General features: G+C 63.3%; 15 protein-coding genes and 1 riboswitch. Of the genes, 11 read left to right on the plus strand and 4 right to left on the minus strand.

The genetic code is table 11. From position 1 onward, the window contains the following. The first annotated feature begins 115 nt into the window (after positions 1-115). From LOY45_RS16220 to LOY45_RS16235, 4 genes are all read left to right on the plus strand, one after another. Positions 116-460, plus strand: coding sequence for a carboxymuconolactone decarboxylase family protein (locus tag LOY45_RS16220; RefSeq protein WP_115087619.1), 345 nt, complete (start codon positions 116-118; stop codon positions 458-460). Between the two features lie 95 nt (positions 461-555). Then, entirely contained in the window at positions 556-1,113 is a 558-nt protein-coding gene (locus LOY45_RS16225; RefSeq protein WP_258578008.1) for a GNAT family N-acetyltransferase, read from the plus strand. 172 nt (positions 1,114-1,285) lie between these two features. Continuing rightward, a riboswitch (cobalamin riboswitch) is annotated at positions 1,286-1,491 on the plus strand. Positions 1,492-1,600: 109 nt separating this feature from the next. Continuing rightward, a complete protein-coding gene (locus LOY45_RS16230) occupies positions 1,601-3,742 on the plus strand; it encodes a TonB-dependent receptor (RefSeq protein ID WP_258578009.1) in 2,142 nt (713 codons plus the stop codon). A 251-nt stretch (positions 3,743-3,993) separates the two neighbouring features. After that, positions 3,994-4,923, plus strand: a complete 930-nt coding sequence (locus LOY45_RS16235) for an IS110 family RNA-guided transposase (protein ID WP_258578010.1) — start codon at positions 3,994-3,996, stop codon at positions 4,921-4,923. Positions 4,924-4,967: 44 nt separating this feature from the next. Here LOY45_RS16235 and LOY45_RS16240 read toward each other — a convergent pair whose 3' ends face one another. After that, entirely contained in the window at positions 4,968-5,885 is a 918-nt protein-coding gene (locus LOY45_RS16240; RefSeq protein WP_134061467.1) for a LysR substrate-binding domain-containing protein, read from the minus strand. A 99-nt stretch (positions 5,886-5,984) separates the two neighbouring features. Between LOY45_RS16240 and LOY45_RS16245 the strand changes: the two genes are divergently transcribed. The 7 genes from LOY45_RS16245 (at position 5,985) to LOY45_RS16275 (ending at position 14,634) form a co-directional block, all read left to right on the plus strand. Continuing rightward, on the plus strand, positions 5,985-7,076 hold the full coding sequence (locus LOY45_RS16245) for a tartrate dehydrogenase (protein ID WP_115087615.1): 1,092 nt from the start codon (positions 5,985-5,987) through the stop codon (positions 7,074-7,076). A 196-nt stretch (positions 7,077-7,272) separates the two neighbouring features. Continuing rightward, the gene (locus LOY45_RS16250) at positions 7,273-8,871 is read left to right on the plus strand and encodes a BCCT family transporter (protein ID WP_276543034.1); all 1,599 of its coding nucleotides are present in this window, start codon (positions 7,273-7,275) and stop codon (positions 8,869-8,871) included. 170 nt (positions 8,872-9,041) lie between these two features. Then, positions 9,042-10,163: an aromatic ring-hydroxylating oxygenase subunit alpha gene (locus tag LOY45_RS16255; protein ID WP_115087613.1), complete on the plus strand. Its 1,122-nt coding sequence runs from the start codon at positions 9,042-9,044 to the stop codon at positions 10,161-10,163. 51 nt (positions 10,164-10,214) lie between these two features. Further along, positions 10,215-11,663, plus strand: a complete 1,449-nt coding sequence (locus LOY45_RS16260) for an NAD-dependent succinate-semialdehyde dehydrogenase (protein ID WP_258578011.1) — start codon at positions 10,215-10,217, stop codon at positions 11,661-11,663. 57 nt (positions 11,664-11,720) lie between these two features. Further along, the gene (locus LOY45_RS16265; protein WP_258578012.1) at positions 11,721-12,692 is read left to right on the plus strand and encodes a PDR/VanB family oxidoreductase; all 972 of its coding nucleotides are present in this window, start codon (positions 11,721-11,723) and stop codon (positions 12,690-12,692) included. A 138-nt stretch (positions 12,693-12,830) separates the two neighbouring features. Then, the gene (locus tag LOY45_RS16270; RefSeq protein ID WP_115087610.1) at positions 12,831-13,913 is read left to right on the plus strand and encodes a helix-turn-helix domain-containing protein; all 1,083 of its coding nucleotides are present in this window, start codon (positions 12,831-12,833) and stop codon (positions 13,911-13,913) included. A 31-nt stretch (positions 13,914-13,944) separates the two neighbouring features. After that, positions 13,945-14,634 carry a YoaK family protein gene (locus tag LOY45_RS16275; RefSeq protein ID WP_115087609.1) on the plus strand — a complete coding sequence of 230 codons (690 nt, stop codon included), beginning with the start codon at positions 13,945-13,947 and terminating at the stop codon, positions 14,632-14,634. Positions 14,635-14,640: 6 nt separating this feature from the next. Here the strand turns inward: LOY45_RS16275 and LOY45_RS16280 are convergent, their stop codons facing one another. From LOY45_RS16280 to LOY45_RS16290, 3 genes are all read right to left on the minus strand, one after another. Further along, positions 14,641-14,991 carry a hypothetical protein gene (locus tag LOY45_RS16280; protein ID WP_134061464.1) on the minus strand — a complete coding sequence of 117 codons (351 nt, stop codon included), beginning with the start codon at positions 14,989-14,991 and terminating at the stop codon, positions 14,641-14,643. Between the two features lie 157 nt (positions 14,992-15,148). Continuing rightward, complete coding sequence (locus LOY45_RS16285) at positions 15,149-15,973, minus strand: methyltransferase domain-containing protein (RefSeq protein WP_134061463.1); 825 nt, start codon at positions 15,971-15,973, stop codon at positions 15,149-15,151. A 26-nt stretch (positions 15,974-15,999) separates the two neighbouring features. Beyond that, on the minus strand, positions 16,000-16,362 hold the full coding sequence (locus LOY45_RS16290; protein WP_115087606.1) for a DUF1641 domain-containing protein: 363 nt from the start codon (positions 16,360-16,362) through the stop codon (positions 16,000-16,002). Between the last annotated feature and the right edge of the window lie 7 nt (positions 16,363-16,369).

The raw sequence follows: 16,369 nt of genomic DNA on the forward strand, positions 1-16,369 counted from the left end.
TGAGACCCTCTCCCTCCCAAAGTCTTGCCTTTCCCCGACCATCGAGCAACGGCGCCCTGCCGCAAAAAAAACTAACGTCACTGTTCTAGTTGCCAACCACACCAAGGTGAAGACAATGAGCATGATGGACTGGGATGCCTACCGTAATCAGTTGATGGGCGGCATCGGCGATCTCAAGCAACTCTCTCCCGACACGGTTAACGGTTACATGACCGCCAGTGGCGCCGGAGCCAGGACCAACCACCTGGACGCCAAGACCCGTGAGCTGATTTCCCTGGCCGTGGCAGTCAGCACCCGCTGTGACGGCTGCATCGCCGTGCACTCGGCCCAGGCGGTCAAGCAAGGCGCGACCCGCGAAGAAATCGCCGAAGCCCTGGGCGTGGCCGTGGCCATGAACGCCGGGGCGGCGCTGGTGTATTCGGCGCGGGCACTGGATGCCGTGGGCAAGGCTGGGCTGTAACCTCTCCCTCACGTGAGCGCGCGGTCGCGCCGCGCCTCACCCACTTCCTGGCGTTTTCGCATAAGCTAGCGGGCGAACCGTTTTCAGGAACCACCATGATCCACATCCGCCCCATGACCGCCGCCGACTTCGAGCTTTTCTGGCCGACCTTCCAGGGCATTGTCAGCGCCCGCGAAACCTATGCCTTCGACCCGGCCATGAGCCAGGAGCAAGCTCGCCAGCTGTGGCTGGAAGCGCCGCTGCGAACCCTGGTGGCCGAAGAGGATGGCGTGCTGCTCGGCTCCTACTTCCTCAAGGCCAATGCCGCCGGCCCCGGCAACCATGTCAGCAATTGCGGCTACATGGTCTGCGACGCCGCCCGTGGGCGCGGTGTCGCCAGGTTGATGTGCGAGCACTCGCAGCAGCTGGCCCGGGAGCTGGGTTTTCTGGCCATGCAGTTCAACTCGGTGGTGTCGAGCAACGAGGTCGCGGTGGCCTTGTGGCAGAAGCTTGGCTTTGCCATCGTCGGGCGTTTGCCCAATGCCTACCGGCATGCGCACCTGGGGCTGGTGGACAGCCTGGTGATGTACAAGTGGCTGGAAGAGCCGAAGCAGCCAATGCTGATCGGGCGCAAGAATATCGAGGCGGTGGTGTCGCGCAAGCGCGGGCGTTGAGACGTCGCTGTCTGAGCTGGACTCATCGCTGGCAAGCCAGCTCCCACAGCTACGGTGCACACCGAACCCTGTGGGAGCCGGCTTGCCGGCGATGCTGTTGACCTAGAAGCGCCACCCAAAAACTGATCTGCTCAGATACGCAAGCCGTTGACTGCAAAGGTTTTCGGTGTTCAGATGCGCGCCAGTTTCAGGTGTCCTGCGCCGCCGTGCGCAGGGTGAAACGGGAAGCCGGTGCGTCATGCAAATGACCAGTCCGGCGCTGCCCCCGCAACGGTAAGCGAGCGAAGCCTTCGAAACACCACTGTGCCTCGGCATGGGAAGGTGAAGGCCTTCATGACCCTCGCAAGCCCGGAGACCGGCCTGAAGCTTCTGTTTGGCAACCCCGCGGTGGGCGGGCGCAGGCCGGTTGGCGTCCGCCTGCGCGTGCGCCATGCCTCCATGCGTTGTTCCCTCCGGGATTCATTCTTCCTGTTGACTGTGGAACGACATGTCCCGAAATTCCAAGCTTCATACCCTGGCGGCCAATGCCCTGGCCCCCTGCCTGGCATTCTCCGTGCCGGCTTTCGCCGAAGACACCAACCCCTCTGCCCTGGCCCTGCCCTCGACGGCCATCACCAGCAGCAGCGACAACCAAACCATCAGCCTGGCCACCCCGCTGCCGACCGGCTCGCGCCTGGACCTCAGTGCCATGGACACCCCGGCCAGCACCAGCAGCCTCGCCAGCGAGGTCATCGACGGGCGCAACAACCTCACCGTGCAGGACGCCGTGACCCGCTCGCCGGGCATCACCTCGGTCGCCACCCCGGGCAACGGCAATACGGCGCTGTCGGCCCGCGGCTTCAGCGGCCACGGCTCGGTGATGACCCTGTTCGACGGCTCGCGCATGTACACCGGCGCCGGTACCCAGAGCTTCCCGGTCGACCCGTGGATGGTCGAGCGCATCGACGTGATCCGTGGCCCGGCCTCGGTGCTGTACGGCGAAGGCGCCACGGGTGCGGTGATCAACGTGATTCCGAAAAAACCTTTTACCGGCGAGATCCGTAACCACCTGCGCCTGGGCTATGGTTCCTACGACCGCCAGCAACTGGGCCTGGACAGCGGTGGTTCGCTGAGCGAGCGGCTGAGCTACCGGGTGACCCTCAACCGCCAGGAAAGCAACGGTTGGGTCGACCGCGGCGACTCGAAGAACCTGGCCATGAGCGCCGCCCTGCGCTTCGATGCCAGCGACGACCTGAGCTTCACCCTCGCCCACGAGCGCGGCGATGCCGACCCGATGAACTACTTCGGCACGCCGCTGATCGACGGCCATTATCGCGACAGCCTGCGCAAGAAAAACTACAACCTCAAGGATTCGGCCCAGCACTACCACGACGAGTGGACCCGCTTTAACACCGACTGGGCCATCAGCGATTCGATCAGCGCCAGCAACCAGCTGTACTACCTCAAGAGCCGCCGGCACTGGCGCAACGCCGAGGACTACACCTGGAACAGCGGCGTCGGCCAGCTTGAGCGCGGCAGCTACCTGGAGATCAGGCACGACCAGGAACAGGTCGGCGACCGCCAGAGCTTCACCTTCGACCATTCGCTGTTTGGCCTGGCCAGCAAAACCGTGGTCGGCGCCGAGTACAACCGCATCCGTTTCGGCATCGACAGCAACTCGCCGTACAACGACATTGGCGGCGATTTCATCGACCCGTGGCAGCCGGCGCCGGGCTACTTCCACAGCGCCAGCCCGACCCGCCCGCAAACCGACAGCACCACCCGCACCTTCGCCCTGTTCGCCGAGAACCGCACCCAGCTGTCGGAGCGCTGGTCGCTGGTCACCGGCATTCGTCGCGACCAGAACCACATCGACCGCAACAACCTGGTCAACGACACCCGCACTGACCGCAGCCTCAACGGCGGCAACTGGCGCGCCGGGCTGGTGTTCGCAGTCAACGACGAGCTGAGTCTGTACGGCCAGTACTCCACCAGTGAAGATGGCGTCAGCGACCTGGTGACCTTGAGCCCGAGCCAACAGAAGTTCGACCTGACCGAAGCCAAGCAGACCGAGTTCGGCCTCAAGCAGCTGTTCTGGGATGGCCGTGGCGAGTGGACCCTGGCGGCCTATCACATCGTCAAGAAGAAGCTGTTGGTCGACAACCCCGACACCCACCAGAAGGAACAGGCCGGGCAGCAGACCTCCGATGGCCTGGAAGCGACCCTGGAGCTGGCCCTGGCCAACCAGTGGCATGTCTCGGCCAACGCCTCGGTGGTGCGCGCCAAGTACGACGATTTCGACCAGACGGTGGGTGGGCAAACCGTTTCCCGTGCTGGCAATCGCCCAAGCAACGTACCGCGGCGGACCGCCAACCTGTGGGTCAGCAAAGGCTTCAGCCACAACGTAGACGCCGGCATGGGCCTGCGTTATGTCGATGAGCGCTATGCCAACACCGCCAACTCCCAGAGCGTGCCGGGCTTTACCGTGGTCGATGCCAACCTGGGCTGGCAGGTGCTGCCGGATGTGCGTCTGGGCCTGCAGCTGAACAACCTGCTCGACCGCCGTTATGCGGCCACTGCGCACAGTGGCGAGCAGTGGCTGATGGGTGAGCCGCGGTCGTATTTTGCGACGGTGGATTACACGTTCTGAGGTGAACCGGGGCTGCGTTGCAGCCCATCGCCGGCAACGCCGGCTTGTGTCTTGAGGTAGGAATAGAATCAGAAGTGAGAGCGGTGAATGGCAAGCTGTACGCCGGTAGTGCTTAAAGCACGTGTGGGAGCAAAGCTGCCATTCACCTCTCCACTCTGGCCCGAGCCCGAACAGTTGATTGAGCGCCTCTCGAATCACAAGCGTGGGCCAAGCCAGAGCGCTCTCACAACTGAGTGTAAGAGGGTTCAGCCATGTTGTCTTCTGTTGGAATCGACACTGCCAAAGCCACTTTGGAAATCTGCATCAAACCTCAGAAAATCCGCTTCGAAGTGGCCAACAACTCCGCAGGCTTCGAGGCGTTGCTTGAGCGTCTGAAGGACTTCAAGATCAGTCGAGTGCTGATCGAAGCGACAGGCGGCTACGAGAAAGATGTGTTGATCGCCCTGGCCTCAGCAGGACTGGAAACCATCTGCATCAACCCAGCCCGTGCCCGGAAATTCGCCGATGCCATGGGTAAAAAAGCCAAAACCGACAAGATCGACGCCGAAGTCCTTGCGGACTTCGCTGCACACCTCAGCGTTCCTCAAAGCCAACCGATCAGCCCGGAACGCGAAGAGCTGCGCGAGTTGGTGAAGCAGCGCGCCCAATTTGTGCAGAGCCGTGATGACTACAAACGGCGTCGCCTGCAATGCCGCTCGGCAATGGCGATGGCCCACTTTGATGAGCACATAGAACACCTGAAAGTGCTGATCAAACGCCTCGACGAAGAAATTGACCAGGCGATGGTGCAACTGGACGATACCAGGGCGAGTCAGTTGTTGGCGGTGAGCGGAATCGGTCGGGTAACCGCCGCAAATCTGCTCGCCTCACTGCCTGAACTGGGGCAGTTGGACCGCCGTCAGATCGCCGCGCTGGTGGGCGTAGCGCCTTACAACAACGATAGTGGTAGCCATCGAGGGCACCGCCAGATATGGGGTGGTCGGGCCCATGTAAGGCGAGTGCTGTACATGTCGAGCTGGATCATCATCCGTCACAACACAGAATTTAAAGCACGCTACGAAGCACTTCGGGCACGTGGCAAGTGCGCCAAGGTGGCACTCGTAGCTTGCATGCGGGTGCTGATCGTCAGGCTGAATGCAATGCTGCGGGACAATACCCCTTGGCGAGTGCAAACAGCCTGATCAAGACAGTTGCTCCCACAATGGGCCTGTGTACACCGGCCCTGTCAACCTAGCTCAGGCAAGCTATAGCGCTCGGCAAAATACTGGCGAAAAAACTCCACCGCCACCCGCACCTTGGCCGAACTGGCCAGCGGCGAGGTATACACCGCCCAGATGTCCGCCGGCTGGTGATACTCCGCCAGCACCTGCACCAGGCGCCCATCGGCCAGGCTGTCGTGCACATCCCACCACGAGCGCAGCAAAATTCCTCGCCCATCCAGGCACCACTGGTGCGCCACTTCACCATGGTTGCTCGACAGGCTGCCGGTCACCCGCACGCTCTCCTCGCCCCCCGGCCCTTCCAGCTGCCAGACGCCAAACGGGTGGTCACGCTCCTTGATCACCAGGCAATCATGGCTGGCAAGCTCGGCCAGCACCTTGGGCGTGCCGCGCCGGGCCAGGTAGGCCGGGGAAGCGCACAGCACCCGGCGGTTCCTGGCCAGCGGCTTGGCAATCAGGTTGGGAGCGATGGCGTTACCGACGCGAATATCCAGGTCGACGCCCTCTTCAATCAGGTCCACCAGGCGGTCATGCACGTCCAGGCGCACATCCAGGCGCGGGTAGCGCTCGGCCAGTTCCGACAACGCCGGGGCCACAAATCGCCGGCCCAGGCCAAGGCTGCTGGCAATCCGCAGCTGGCCCACCGGTTCGCGGTGCTGGGCGCTGATGTCGTCGCCCATGCGCTGCACCGCATCGAAAATCTGCTGCGCCCACTGGTACACCCGCTCGCCCTCCTCGCTCACCGTCACCCGCCGGGTGGTGCGGTGCAGCAGGCGCACTTCAAGGGTTTGCTCAAGCACGCGGATGCGTTTGCTGATGAACGCGGCCGACATGCCGAGCTCTTCGGCCACCGCCGCGAAGCTGGCGCGCTTGGCCACCTGGAGGAAGATATTGAGGTCGTCGAGGCTGGGAAGATTATTCACGATGCGTGCACTAAGAATCCATGAATCACGAGATTATCTCTGAATCCTGCCCTTATAGCATGAGCCGCACCTGTTCCCTAGACAACGAGTGCGCCCCTCATGAGCAAGACTTTCAGAATCGCCGCAATTCCCGGTGACGGCATCGGCAACGAAGTACTCCCCGAAGGCATCCGCGTGGTCGAGGCCGCCGCGCGCAAGCATGGCCTGGACATCAGCTTCGAATTCTTCGAATGGGCCAGCTGCGACTACTACCTGGCCCACGGAAAAATGATGCCGGACGACTGGTTCGAGCAGCTCAAGGATTTCGACGCCCTGTACTTCGGCGCCGTGGGCTGGCCAGACAAGGTCCCGGACCACATTTCGCTGTGGGGCTCGCTGCTGAAGTTTCGCCGCGACTTCGACCAGTACGTGAACATCCGCCCGGTGCGCCTGTTCCCCGGCGTACCCTGCCCGCTGGCCGGCCGTGAGCCTGGCGACATCGACTTTGTGGTAATCCGCGAGAACACCGAAGGCGAATATTCGTCCCTGGGCGGGCGCATGTTCGAAGGCACCGACAACGAGTTCGTGCTGCAGGAGTCGGTGTTCACCCGCCGGGGTGTCGACCGCATCCTCAAGTACGCCTTCGAGGTGGCGCAAACCCGCGAGCGCAAGCACGTGACCTCGGCGACCAAGTCCAACGGCATGGCCGTGAGCATGCCCTACTGGGACGAGCGCACCGCGGCCATGGCTGCCAATTATCCGGAAATCAGCTGGGACAAGCAGCACATTGATATCCTCTGCGCCCGCTTCGTGCTGCAGCCGGATCGCTTCGACGTGGTGGTGGCCTCGAACCTGTTCGGCGACATCCTCTCCGACCTCGGCCCGGCCTGCGCCGGCACCATCGGCATCGCGCCATCGGCCAACCTCAACCCCGAGCGCAAATTCCCGTCGCTGTTCGAACCCGTGCACGGTTCGGCCCCGGACATCTTCGGCAAGAACATCGCCAACCCGATCGCGATGATCTGGTCGGGCGCGCTGATGCTCGAGTTCCTTGGCAACGACGGCGCCGACCCGCGCTACCGCGCCGCCCACGACGACATTCTCAAAGCCATCGAGCAGGTCATCGCCGCCGGCGATACCACCCGCGACATGGGCGGGCAAAAGTCGACCCAGCAAGTCGGTGAAGCTATCAGCGCGCTGATCGAAGGTTGATGACCAGGGGCCGATTGTCAGAATTGTCTGACAAAACGGCCCCTTGGCTCTTGCGGGTGAAGCGGATTATCTGCAGAATCTGTTAACCAAAAGATTCACGTTAACTTTAAGTTAACAACGAAGCAGGGAGTGCTGCCGCAACACCCCGGAGTGCCTGCCGGGTATAGCTAAGAACGCCAACGTCCAGGAGACGATGATGTCGCACAAAAATAAAAAGATTGATGTGTTCCTGATTACCGTGAGTTTGATTGCCGTGCTGCTCACCGTCATCGGCCTTGCAGCCTTCCCGGGCGAAGCCGAAAGCGCGGCCAACCAGTTGTTCGAACTGTCGACCCGGACCTTCGGCACCAGTGTTCAGGTGCTGGTGTTCGGCAGCTCGCTGGCGGTGCTGTACCTGGCCTTCAGCAAGTACGGCAACATCCGCCTGGGCAGTGGCAAACCCGAGTACGCCACCGCCACCTGGGTGTTCATGTTCATCTGCGCCGGCATGGGCTCTTCGACCCTGTACTGGGGCGTGATGGAATGGGCCTACTACTACCAGACCCCGGGCCTGAACATCGCCGCCGCCACCCCCAAGGCACTCGAGTACAGCATCAGCTACTCGTTCTTCCACTGGGGCGTCAGTGCCTGGTCGATCTATGCCCTGGCCTCGCTGGCCATGGCCTATCACTTCCACGTGCGCAAGAAGAGCGGCCTGAACCTGGCCTCGATCGTCGAAGCGGTGACCGGCTTCAAGGCCACCGGCCCGGTCGGGCGCAGCGTCGACTTGATCTTCCTGCTGACCATGATGGGCGCGCTGACCGTGTCGCTGGCGCTCACCGCCTCGACCCTGACCCGCGGCCTGCATGACCTGGCCGGCACCCCGGACACCTTCACCGTGCAACTGCTGGTGATCGGTGCGGTGGCGGTGATGTTCTCGCTCAGCTCCTACATCGGTATCGATGGCGGCCTGCAGCGCCTGAGCAAGATAGTCTGCATCGGCGCCCTGGTGTTTGCCCTGGTGGTGCTGCTGGTCGGCCCGACCCAGTTCACCATCAACAACACCGCCAACTCGATTGGCCTGATGATCCAGAACTACGTGCACATGAGTCTGTTCACCGACCCGGCGGGCGACGGTGCCTTCACCCGCAACTGGACAGTGTTCTACTGGCTCTGGTGGGTGTCCTACGCGCCAGGCGTGGCCATGTTCGTGACCCGCGTGTCGCGTGGCCGGCAGATCAAGGAAGTGGTCATGGCCCTGCTGCTCGGTGGCAGCTTCGGTTGCTGGTTCTTCTTCGGCGCCCTGGAAAGCTACAGCATGCACCAGTTCATCACCGGCGCCGTGGACGTGCCGAAGATGCTCAGTGAACAAGGCGGCGAATCGGCGGTGACCCACCTGCTGCTGGCCTTGCCGTGGGGCCAGGTGTTCCTCGGCGTGTACCTGTTCATCATGGCGATCTTCTGCGCTTCGCACATGGACGCTGCCGCTTATGCCGTGGCCGCCACCAGCACCCGCAACCTGCGTGAAGGCGACGACCCGACGCCGACCCACCGCCTGTTCTGGTGCGTGGTGCTGACCCTGGTACCGCTGGCCATGCTGTTCGCCAAGGCTTCGCTGTCGACCATGAAAACCGCCGTGGTGCTCACCGCCATTCCGTTCATGGTGATCCTGCTGGTGAAGATCTACGGCTTCTTCAAATGGATGATCGAAGACTACGGCCAGGTGCCGGCCTACCGCATCGAGGAAGAAGCGGCGCGCATGGCCGGTGAAGAGCCTGCGCAACAAGCGCCGCGCAGCGCCGCTGCCGTGCACTGATCACACACCCGTGGGAGCGGGCTTTCCCGCGATAGCGATCTGAGCCTTGTACGGGCCAGATCGCGGGGCAAGCCCGCTCCTACAACAGCAGTAAATTTTTTTGCCTGGCTTGTTAACTGATAGATACGCGTTAACCAACAACTAAAAACCGTGCTTGTGAGACCCCAACCATGAATGACTTCAAACGCCTGCCCGCCGATTTCTGCGCCAACGCCGAAGAGGCGTTCACCATTCCCGCCAGCTTCTATACCCAGGCCGCAGTGTTCGAGCACGAGAAAGAAAACATCTTCGCCCGCAGCTGGATCTGCGTCGGCCACCGCAGCGAAGTGGCCGAGAACAACGCCTACATCACCCGTGAAGTGATCGGCGAAAGCATCATCGTCGTGCGCGGCCGCGACAGCGTCCTGCGCGCCTTCTACAACGTCTGCCCGCACCGTGGCCACCAGTTGCTCAGCGGCAGCGGCAAGGCCAAGAACGTCATCACCTGCCCGTACCACGCCTGGACCTTCAAGCTCGACGGCGACCTGGCCCACGCGCGCAACTGCGACAACGTGGTCAACTTCGACAAAGAAAACTCGACCCTGGTGCAGCTGCGTGTCGAAGAATACGCAGGCTTCATCTTCATCAACATGGACATGGAGGCCGGCTCCGTCGAAGACCAGCTGCCCGGCCTGCAAGCGCGCATGCGTGCAGCCTGCGCGGTGATCGACGACCTGCACCTGGCCGCGCGCTTTGTCAGTGACACCCCGGCCAACTGGAAGTCGATCGTCGACAACTACCTCGAGTGCTACCACTGCGCCCCGGCCCACCCCGGCTTCGCCGACTCGGTCGACGTCGGCCAGTACAGCCACAGCATGCACGGCAACTGGACCCTGCAGTACGGCCTGGCGAAACCTTCGGAGCAGTCGTTCAAGTTCGACGAAAGCGTCAAGGATCCGTCCTTCGCCGGTTTCTGGGCCTGGCCGTGCACCATGTTCAACGTGCCGCCAGGCGCCAACTTCATGACCGTGATCTACGAGTTCCCGGTCGATGCCGAAACCACCCTGCAGCACTACGACATCTACTTCCTCAACAAGGACATCAGCGAAGAGCAGCAGAAGCTGATCGACTGGTACCGCGAAGTGTTCCGTCCGGAAGACCTGCGCCTGGTCGAAAGCGTGCAGAAGGGCCTCAAGTCCCGCGGCTACCGTGGCCAGGGCCGGATCATGGCCGACCGCGAGCGCAGCGGCATGAGCGAGCACGGCATTGCTCACTTCCACAACCTGATCGCCGTCGCCCACCTCAACGACTGATACCGCTCGCCGCAGGCTTCACCGCCTGCGGCGCGCTTCGGAGTGCCTTGCGTGAAACTCAATGACAACAAGCTGTTCCGCCAGCAGGCCTACATTGCCGGGCGCTGGTGCGACGCCGATGACGGGCGCAGCCTCAACGTGACCGACCCGGCCAACGGCGAGCTGCTCGGCAACGTGCCGCTGATGGCCGGTGCCGAAGCCGTGCGCGCCATCGAAGCCGCCGAAGCGGCCCTGGCCGACTGGCGCGGGCGTACCGCCAAGGAGCGTGCGCAGGTGCTGCGCCGCTGGTTCGAACTGCTGCTGGAACACGAGCAGGACCTGGCCCGGCTGATGACCTTCGAACAGGGCAAGCCGCTGCACGAAGCCCTGGGCGAAATCCGCTACGCCGCCTCCTTCGTCGAATGGTTTGCCGAAGAAGGCAAACGCGTCTACGGCGACGTGATCCCCAGCCCGTCCAACGACAAACGCCTGCTGGTGATCAAGCAAGGCATCGGCGTATGCACCGCCATCACGCCGTGGAACTTCCCGGCGGCGATGATCACCCGCAAGGTCGCCCCGGCCCTGGCCGCAGGCTGCACCATGGTGGTCAAGCCGGCCAATGAAACCCCGTTCTGCGCCCTGGCCCTGGCCGCGCTCGCCGAACGCGCCGGCGTGCCTGCCGGTGTGTTCAGCGTGGTCACCGGCGATGCACCGGCGATTGGCGCGCAGTTCACTGGCCACCCTTCGGTGCGCAAGCTGAGCTTCACCGGCTCGACGCCGATCGGCCGCCTGCTGATGGGCCAGTGCGCCGAAACCATCAAGAAGGTCAGCCTGGAGCTGGGTGGCAACGCGCCGTTCATTGTCTTCGCCGACGCCGATATCGACGCTGCGGTCGAAGGCGCCATCGTCGCCAAGTACCGCAACGCCGGGCAGACCTGCGTGTGCGTCAACCGCTTCTACGTGCACGACAGCGTGTATGAGCAATTTGCCCAGCGCTTCGTCGAGCGCGTGCGTGCCCTGGAGGTTGGCCATGGCAGCGCCGCCACCAGCCAGATCGGCCCGTTGATCAGCGACAAGGCGGTGGCCAAGGTGCGCAGCCTGATCGACGACGCCCTCGGCAAAGGCGCCGAGCTGGTGCTCGGCGGCCAGGCCCATGCCCTGGGCGGCAACTTCTTCGAGCCGACCGTGCTGGCCGGCATTGGCCCGGGCATGGAGCTGCTCGAAGAAGAGATCTTCGGCCCGGTAGCGGCGCTGGTGCGCTTCAGCAGCGACGACGAGGTCATTGCCCTGGCCAACGCCACTCAATACGGCCTGGCCGCCTACTTCTACAGCCGCGATATCGCCCGGGTATTCAAGGTCGCCGAGCAGCTGGAATACGGCATGGTCGGGGTCAACACCGGGCTGATCTCCAACGAGGTCGCGCCATTCGGTGGCATCAAGCAATCGGGCCTGGGCCGTGAAGGCTCCAAGTACGGCATCGAGGATTATCTGGAAATCAAATACCTGTGCCTGGCGGTCTGAGCACAGGTTCCGCCACGCGGCAGGGCCTGCCGCGTGCTGTTGCAGTCGAGGTGAAACATGGCCAACAAGTATGAAATGTTCAGCGTGCTGGTAACTGAAGTCGAACAGGCAACGCCGCTGATCAAGCGCTTCACCCTGGCCCGCGAAGACGGCGCGCCGATGCCCGCCTTCACCGGCGGCAGCCATGTCATCGTACAGATGCAAGGCGCCGATGGCAGCCAGTTCAGCAATGCCTACTCGCTGATGAGCGACCCGCGCGACACCCGCAGCTACCAGATTGGCGTGCGCCTTGAAGAGCAGTCCAAGGGCGGTTCGGCGTTCATGCACCAGCAGGTGCAAGTCGGCAGCCGCCTGACCCTTTCCTCGCCGAACAACCTGTTCGCCCTGGACCCCAGTGCCGGGCGTCATGTGCTGATTGCCGGCGGCATCGGCATCACCCCGTTCCTGGCCCAGTTGCACGAGCTTGAGGGCGGCGCCAGCGATTACGAACTGCATTACGCCTTCCGCGCCCCGGAGCACGGTGCGTTCCAGCAGCAGCTGGAAAGCGGCCCGCATGCTGGCAACACCCGCTTCTACATCGACAGCCTCGAGCGCAAACTCGACCTCACCGCGCTGTGCGCCGGCCTGGCCGAGGATGCTCACCTGTATGTATGCGGGCCCAAGCCGCTGATCGATGCAGTGATCGCCACTGCCGCCAAGGCAGGCATCGCCGAGCAGCGCGTGCACTGGGAACAGTTCGCTGCAACACCGGTCACCGGCGCCGCCTTCACCGTGGTACTGGCCCGTTCCGGTACCGAACTGCAGGTCGAGGAAGGCATGACCATCCTCCAGGCCATCGAGAAGTCCAAGGCGGCCAAGGTCGAATGCCTGTGCCGTGAAGGCGTTTGCGGCACCTGCGAAACGGCGATCCTTGAAGGTGAAGCCGAGCACTTCGACCAGTACCTGAGTGATGACGAAAAGGCCGCGCAGCAAAGCATGATGCTCTGCGTATCGCGGGCCCGCTCGGCGCGGTTGGTGCTGGATTTGTAGGCATCAAGCTCCAAGTTTCAAGCCTCAAGCTGCAAGACAGGTACGCTCAGGCTCCTCTTGCAGCTCGAAGCTTGAAGCTTGAAGCTGCCCCACAGGTATACTGGCAGGCTCTTGGCCCCCGATCAGGACACCCTGCCGATGATGGAAAACAGTTTCGCCTTCCGCCTCAAGGAACTGCTCGAGCATCACAAGCTGACCTTGCAAGCCGTCGGCACGGCCCTGGGTATCTCGCGCACCGCGGTGCACAAATGGACCCGCGGCGGCGAAATCGATTACGACAACCTGCGCAAGCTGGCCGACTTTCTCAAGGTCAACTGGATCTGGCTGCGCTACGGCGAAGAAGCCCTGCAGAACATCCAGCAGCCACAGGTGGTCGAGCTGCCGATGACCGACCTGCGCCGGCGCTACACCGCCGAGATCATGGAAAGCGAAACCCGCATGAAGCTGGCCCAGGAAGGCGCGCGCATCGTCACCTGGGAGTGGAACCTGATCAGCGACGAAGTCACCTACTCGCCCAACGTCGAGCAGGTCTACGGCTGGCCGGTCAACCGCAACGAAGACTTCTGGGCCCACCTGCCGCCTGAAGACATCGAGCACATGCAGGCCATGTACGCCCAGGCAGTGGCCGATGGCAGTGGCTGCGAATGCGATTTTCGTATCACGCGCCCCGACGGCGAAGTGCGCTGGATTTCTTCCCGCGCCACGGTGGTGCGCGACAGTGCCGGCCGTTCGGTGAAGATGGTCGGCATCAGCATGGACAACACCGAACGCAAGGTCGCCGAAGAGGAACTGCGCAACAGTGAGGAGCGCTTCCGGGCGATCTTCGAACTGGCCTGGGGCGCCCTCGCCTACATCGACCCGGACGGCACCTGGCAGCGGGTCAACAACAGCCTCTGCGAACTGCTCGGCTACCGCGCCGAAGAACTCTACGGCATGACCTTCCAGCAGATCACCCACCCCGATGACCTCGCCGCCAACCTGCAACTGCTGCAGGGCATGCTCGAGGGCCAGAGCGAGCGCTACGAGGTGGAAAAACGCGTGCGCCACAAGAACGGCGAGTACCTCTGGGTCCGTGCCCGCACCTCGCTGCAACGCCGCCAGGACGGTGCGCCGGAGCACCTGATCAGCGTGTTCGAAGACATCAGCGCCGAACGTTGCGAGCACGAGCGCCTGGAGGCGCATATCGCCGGGCTCGAAGCACGGCTGACGGAAAAAAGCTAAGCCCACTCATCGCGTATCGGGAGCGCCAAGGATGCTGCCAGGTTCCACTTCCACCTCTGCCAGGGTCGCCCGCCTGCGTGGCAAGGTCGGCCTGTACTTTGTCGCCGCGCTGTCGGTGCTGGCCGGCATGACCGATGCCATCGGCTTCATGGCCACCGGCGACTTCGTTTCGTTCATGAGCGGCAATACCACGCGCCTGGCGGTATCGCTGGGCGAAGGCGAACCGGGGCCGATCCTGCGCATTGCTGCAGTACTGCTGGCCTTTGTCGTGGGCAATGCCCTGGGCGTGGTGATCGCGCGCCTGAGCGGCCGCCGCCCGTGCCCGTTGCTGCTGATCATCGCCGCGCTGCTGGCCCTGGCGGCGTTGCTGCCCACTGCGCTGCAGTTGCCGGCACTGGTGTCGGCAGTCACCGCCATGGGCATGATCAACGCCGTGGTCGAGGAAGTGAACGGCCTGCCGATTGGCCTGACCTATGTCACCGGCGCGCTTTCGCGTTTTGGCCGCGGCCTCGGCCGGGCGCTGCTGGGCGAGCGCCGGCAAGGCTGGCGGGTGCAGCTGATCCCCTGGACCGGGATGTTCGTCGGCGCCGTGCTCGGGGTGTTGCTGGAGCAGGCCTTCGACCTCGCCGCGCTGCTGTTCAGCGCCCTATTGGCGGCGGCGCTGGGCTTGATCTCGCTGAAGATCCCGCGGCGCTGGCAACTCAGGTACATGCCGCGCTAGGCAAATTTACAGGCAGGTGGCCAGGGCCGCCATGCGCCGCAGGGCGACGTTGTCGTTGTGCTTCGCGTAGTAGCTCACTGCGGTGCTGGCGCCCTGGGACTTGATGTCGGCAAAGGACTCCGCCTCGCGGGTATAGACGGTGAAGCCGCCTTGTTTGGCAGGCTCAAGGTAGCCGCTGGCATCGACGCCGAACACTGCTTCATCCTGCCAGCCGAACTGGATGCACTGGGCAACCACATCCGCCGACTTGCTCGAAGTAAACGCCTTGGTCGGCGCCTGGCTGCGCGCCGCCTCCATGGCCGAAGACGCACACCCGGCCAACAACGCTGCAGCGACCATCGCCATTACTACCCGCATGACTCTTCCTCGTCAGAAAAAAGACGTGACTGTAGCATTGCCTGGGCATCAAAGAGACAACCCGGAGGCAGACTTCATCGTTTCACTGCCGGTGGACCTGACCCAGGATGTCGTGCTGCTGCCCTACGACATTGCCCGTCGCTGAATCGGCACGCATTCACCGCGTGGCAATGATGAAGGTACGCTTGAACGGAAACAGCGTGCGCCCGTCGTCCTCCTGCGGGTAGTGCGCGTGCAGCAGCTTCAGGTACTTGCCGAGAAAGGCTTCACGCTCGGCATCGTCCAGGGCAATGAGCACCGGGCGCAGGGCCGAGACCTTGACCCAGTCGAAGATCGGCGAGTTGCCCTCGACCACCTGCAGGTGCTCGGTTTCCCAGATATCCAGCTCACGGGTCAGCGGCGCCAGCAGGCGGTAGTAACCGTCCAGCGACAGCACATTGCGCGAGGCCATGAACTTGCGCAATTCCAGGGTTGCCAATGGCCGGCCGCTGGGCCCGGGCTCGCCGAGGGCCCGGAGCATCAGCTGATACCAGGGCGCATCGCGCCAGTTGGGCATGTGCACGGCCAGGCAGCCGCCCTCCTGCAACTGCCCGAGCAGGCGCGGCAACAGGCTTTGGTGGTCCTCGATAAAGTGCAGCACTGCGGCGGCGAACAGCAGGTTGGCCGGTTTTTGCGCCTGCCACTGGCTGACATCGACATGCAGCCAGTTGACGCTGATCGGCAGGGCCAACGCCTCCTGGAGCATCTCTACCGAACTGTCGACGCCGAACAGCTCGGCCCGTGGCCAGCGCTCGGCCAGCAGACGCGTCGCGATGCCGGTACCGCAGCCCAGGTCGTAGATGCACTGGGGCGAATCGAGGTGCAGGCGGTCGAGCAGTTCCAGCACCGGGCGCTCGCGCAAGCGGGCAAATTGCAGGTAGCTTTTCGGGTCCCAGGCGCTATTGGCGCCGGGTGCGGTGGAGCGTTTACGCTGTTCGAGCATGACGGTGGTCCTCTAGCTCCGTGCGATCAATCCTGTCGTCCAATGACATTCAATATTCTGAGTACCAGGGCAAGCCCTCGACGGGTTTGCGGGTCTCGTAGCAGCAACAGCAGGCCATACAGGCTGGGAGTGGGTTCATTGCGGGTTTGCGCCGAGGCCATGCGCATGGCATTGCCCAGGTTCCAGCTCAGGGCCGTGGCCTCCTCGAACAGCCCCGAGAGTTTCTCGACCATGGCCGCATCGAGCAGATCAACGAGGTCGGCGCTCAGCGACAGCAGATCGACCACGTTGTCCATCCGGCCGCTGTCGAGCAGCGGTTGCAGTTTGCGCAACAGGGCGTCCAGCCCCGGGTTGGCGTTCAAAACCGCGGGTAAATCGGTGGCATCCATGACAATC

Origin of the sequence: Pseudomonas wadenswilerensis (assembly GCF_024749185.1) — a bacterium.
Classification (GTDB): Bacteria; Pseudomonadota; Gammaproteobacteria; order Pseudomonadales; family Pseudomonadaceae; genus Aquipseudomonas; species Aquipseudomonas wadenswilerensis.

Coding starts and splice junctions, on each gene's coding strand:
- LOY45_RS16220 (WP_115087619.1), top strand. CDS start 116: ATGAGCATGATGGACTGGGATGCCTACCGTAATCAGTTGATGGGCGGC.
- LOY45_RS16225 (WP_258578008.1), top strand. CDS start 556: ATGATCCACATCCGCCCCATGACCGCCGCCGACTTCGAGCTTTTCTGG.
- LOY45_RS16230 (WP_258578009.1), top strand. CDS start 1,601: ATGTCCCGAAATTCCAAGCTTCATACCCTGGCGGCCAATGCCCTGGCC.
- LOY45_RS16235 (WP_258578010.1), top strand. CDS start 3,994: ATGTTGTCTTCTGTTGGAATCGACACTGCCAAAGCCACTTTGGAAATC.
- LOY45_RS16245 (WP_115087615.1), top strand. CDS start 5,985: ATGAGCAAGACTTTCAGAATCGCCGCAATTCCCGGTGACGGCATCGGC.
- LOY45_RS16250 (WP_276543034.1), top strand. CDS start 7,273: ATGTCGCACAAAAATAAAAAGATTGATGTGTTCCTGATTACCGTGAGT.
- LOY45_RS16255 (WP_115087613.1), top strand. CDS start 9,042: ATGAATGACTTCAAACGCCTGCCCGCCGATTTCTGCGCCAACGCCGAA.
- LOY45_RS16265 (WP_258578012.1), top strand. CDS start 11,721: ATGGCCAACAAGTATGAAATGTTCAGCGTGCTGGTAACTGAAGTCGAA.
- LOY45_RS16270 (WP_115087610.1), top strand. CDS start 12,831: ATGATGGAAAACAGTTTCGCCTTCCGCCTCAAGGAACTGCTCGAGCAT.
- LOY45_RS16275 (WP_115087609.1), top strand. CDS start 13,945: ATGCTGCCAGGTTCCACTTCCACCTCTGCCAGGGTCGCCCGCCTGCGT.
- LOY45_RS16280 (WP_134061464.1), bottom strand. CDS start 14,991: ATGCGGGTAGTAATGGCGATGGTCGCTGCAGCGTTGTTGGCCGGGTGT.
- LOY45_RS16285 (WP_134061463.1), bottom strand. CDS start 15,973: ATGCTCGAACAGCGTAAACGCTCCACCGCACCCGGCGCCAATAGCGCC.
- LOY45_RS16290 (WP_115087606.1), bottom strand. CDS start 16,362: ATGGATGCCACCGATTTACCCGCGGTTTTGAACGCCAACCCGGGGCTG.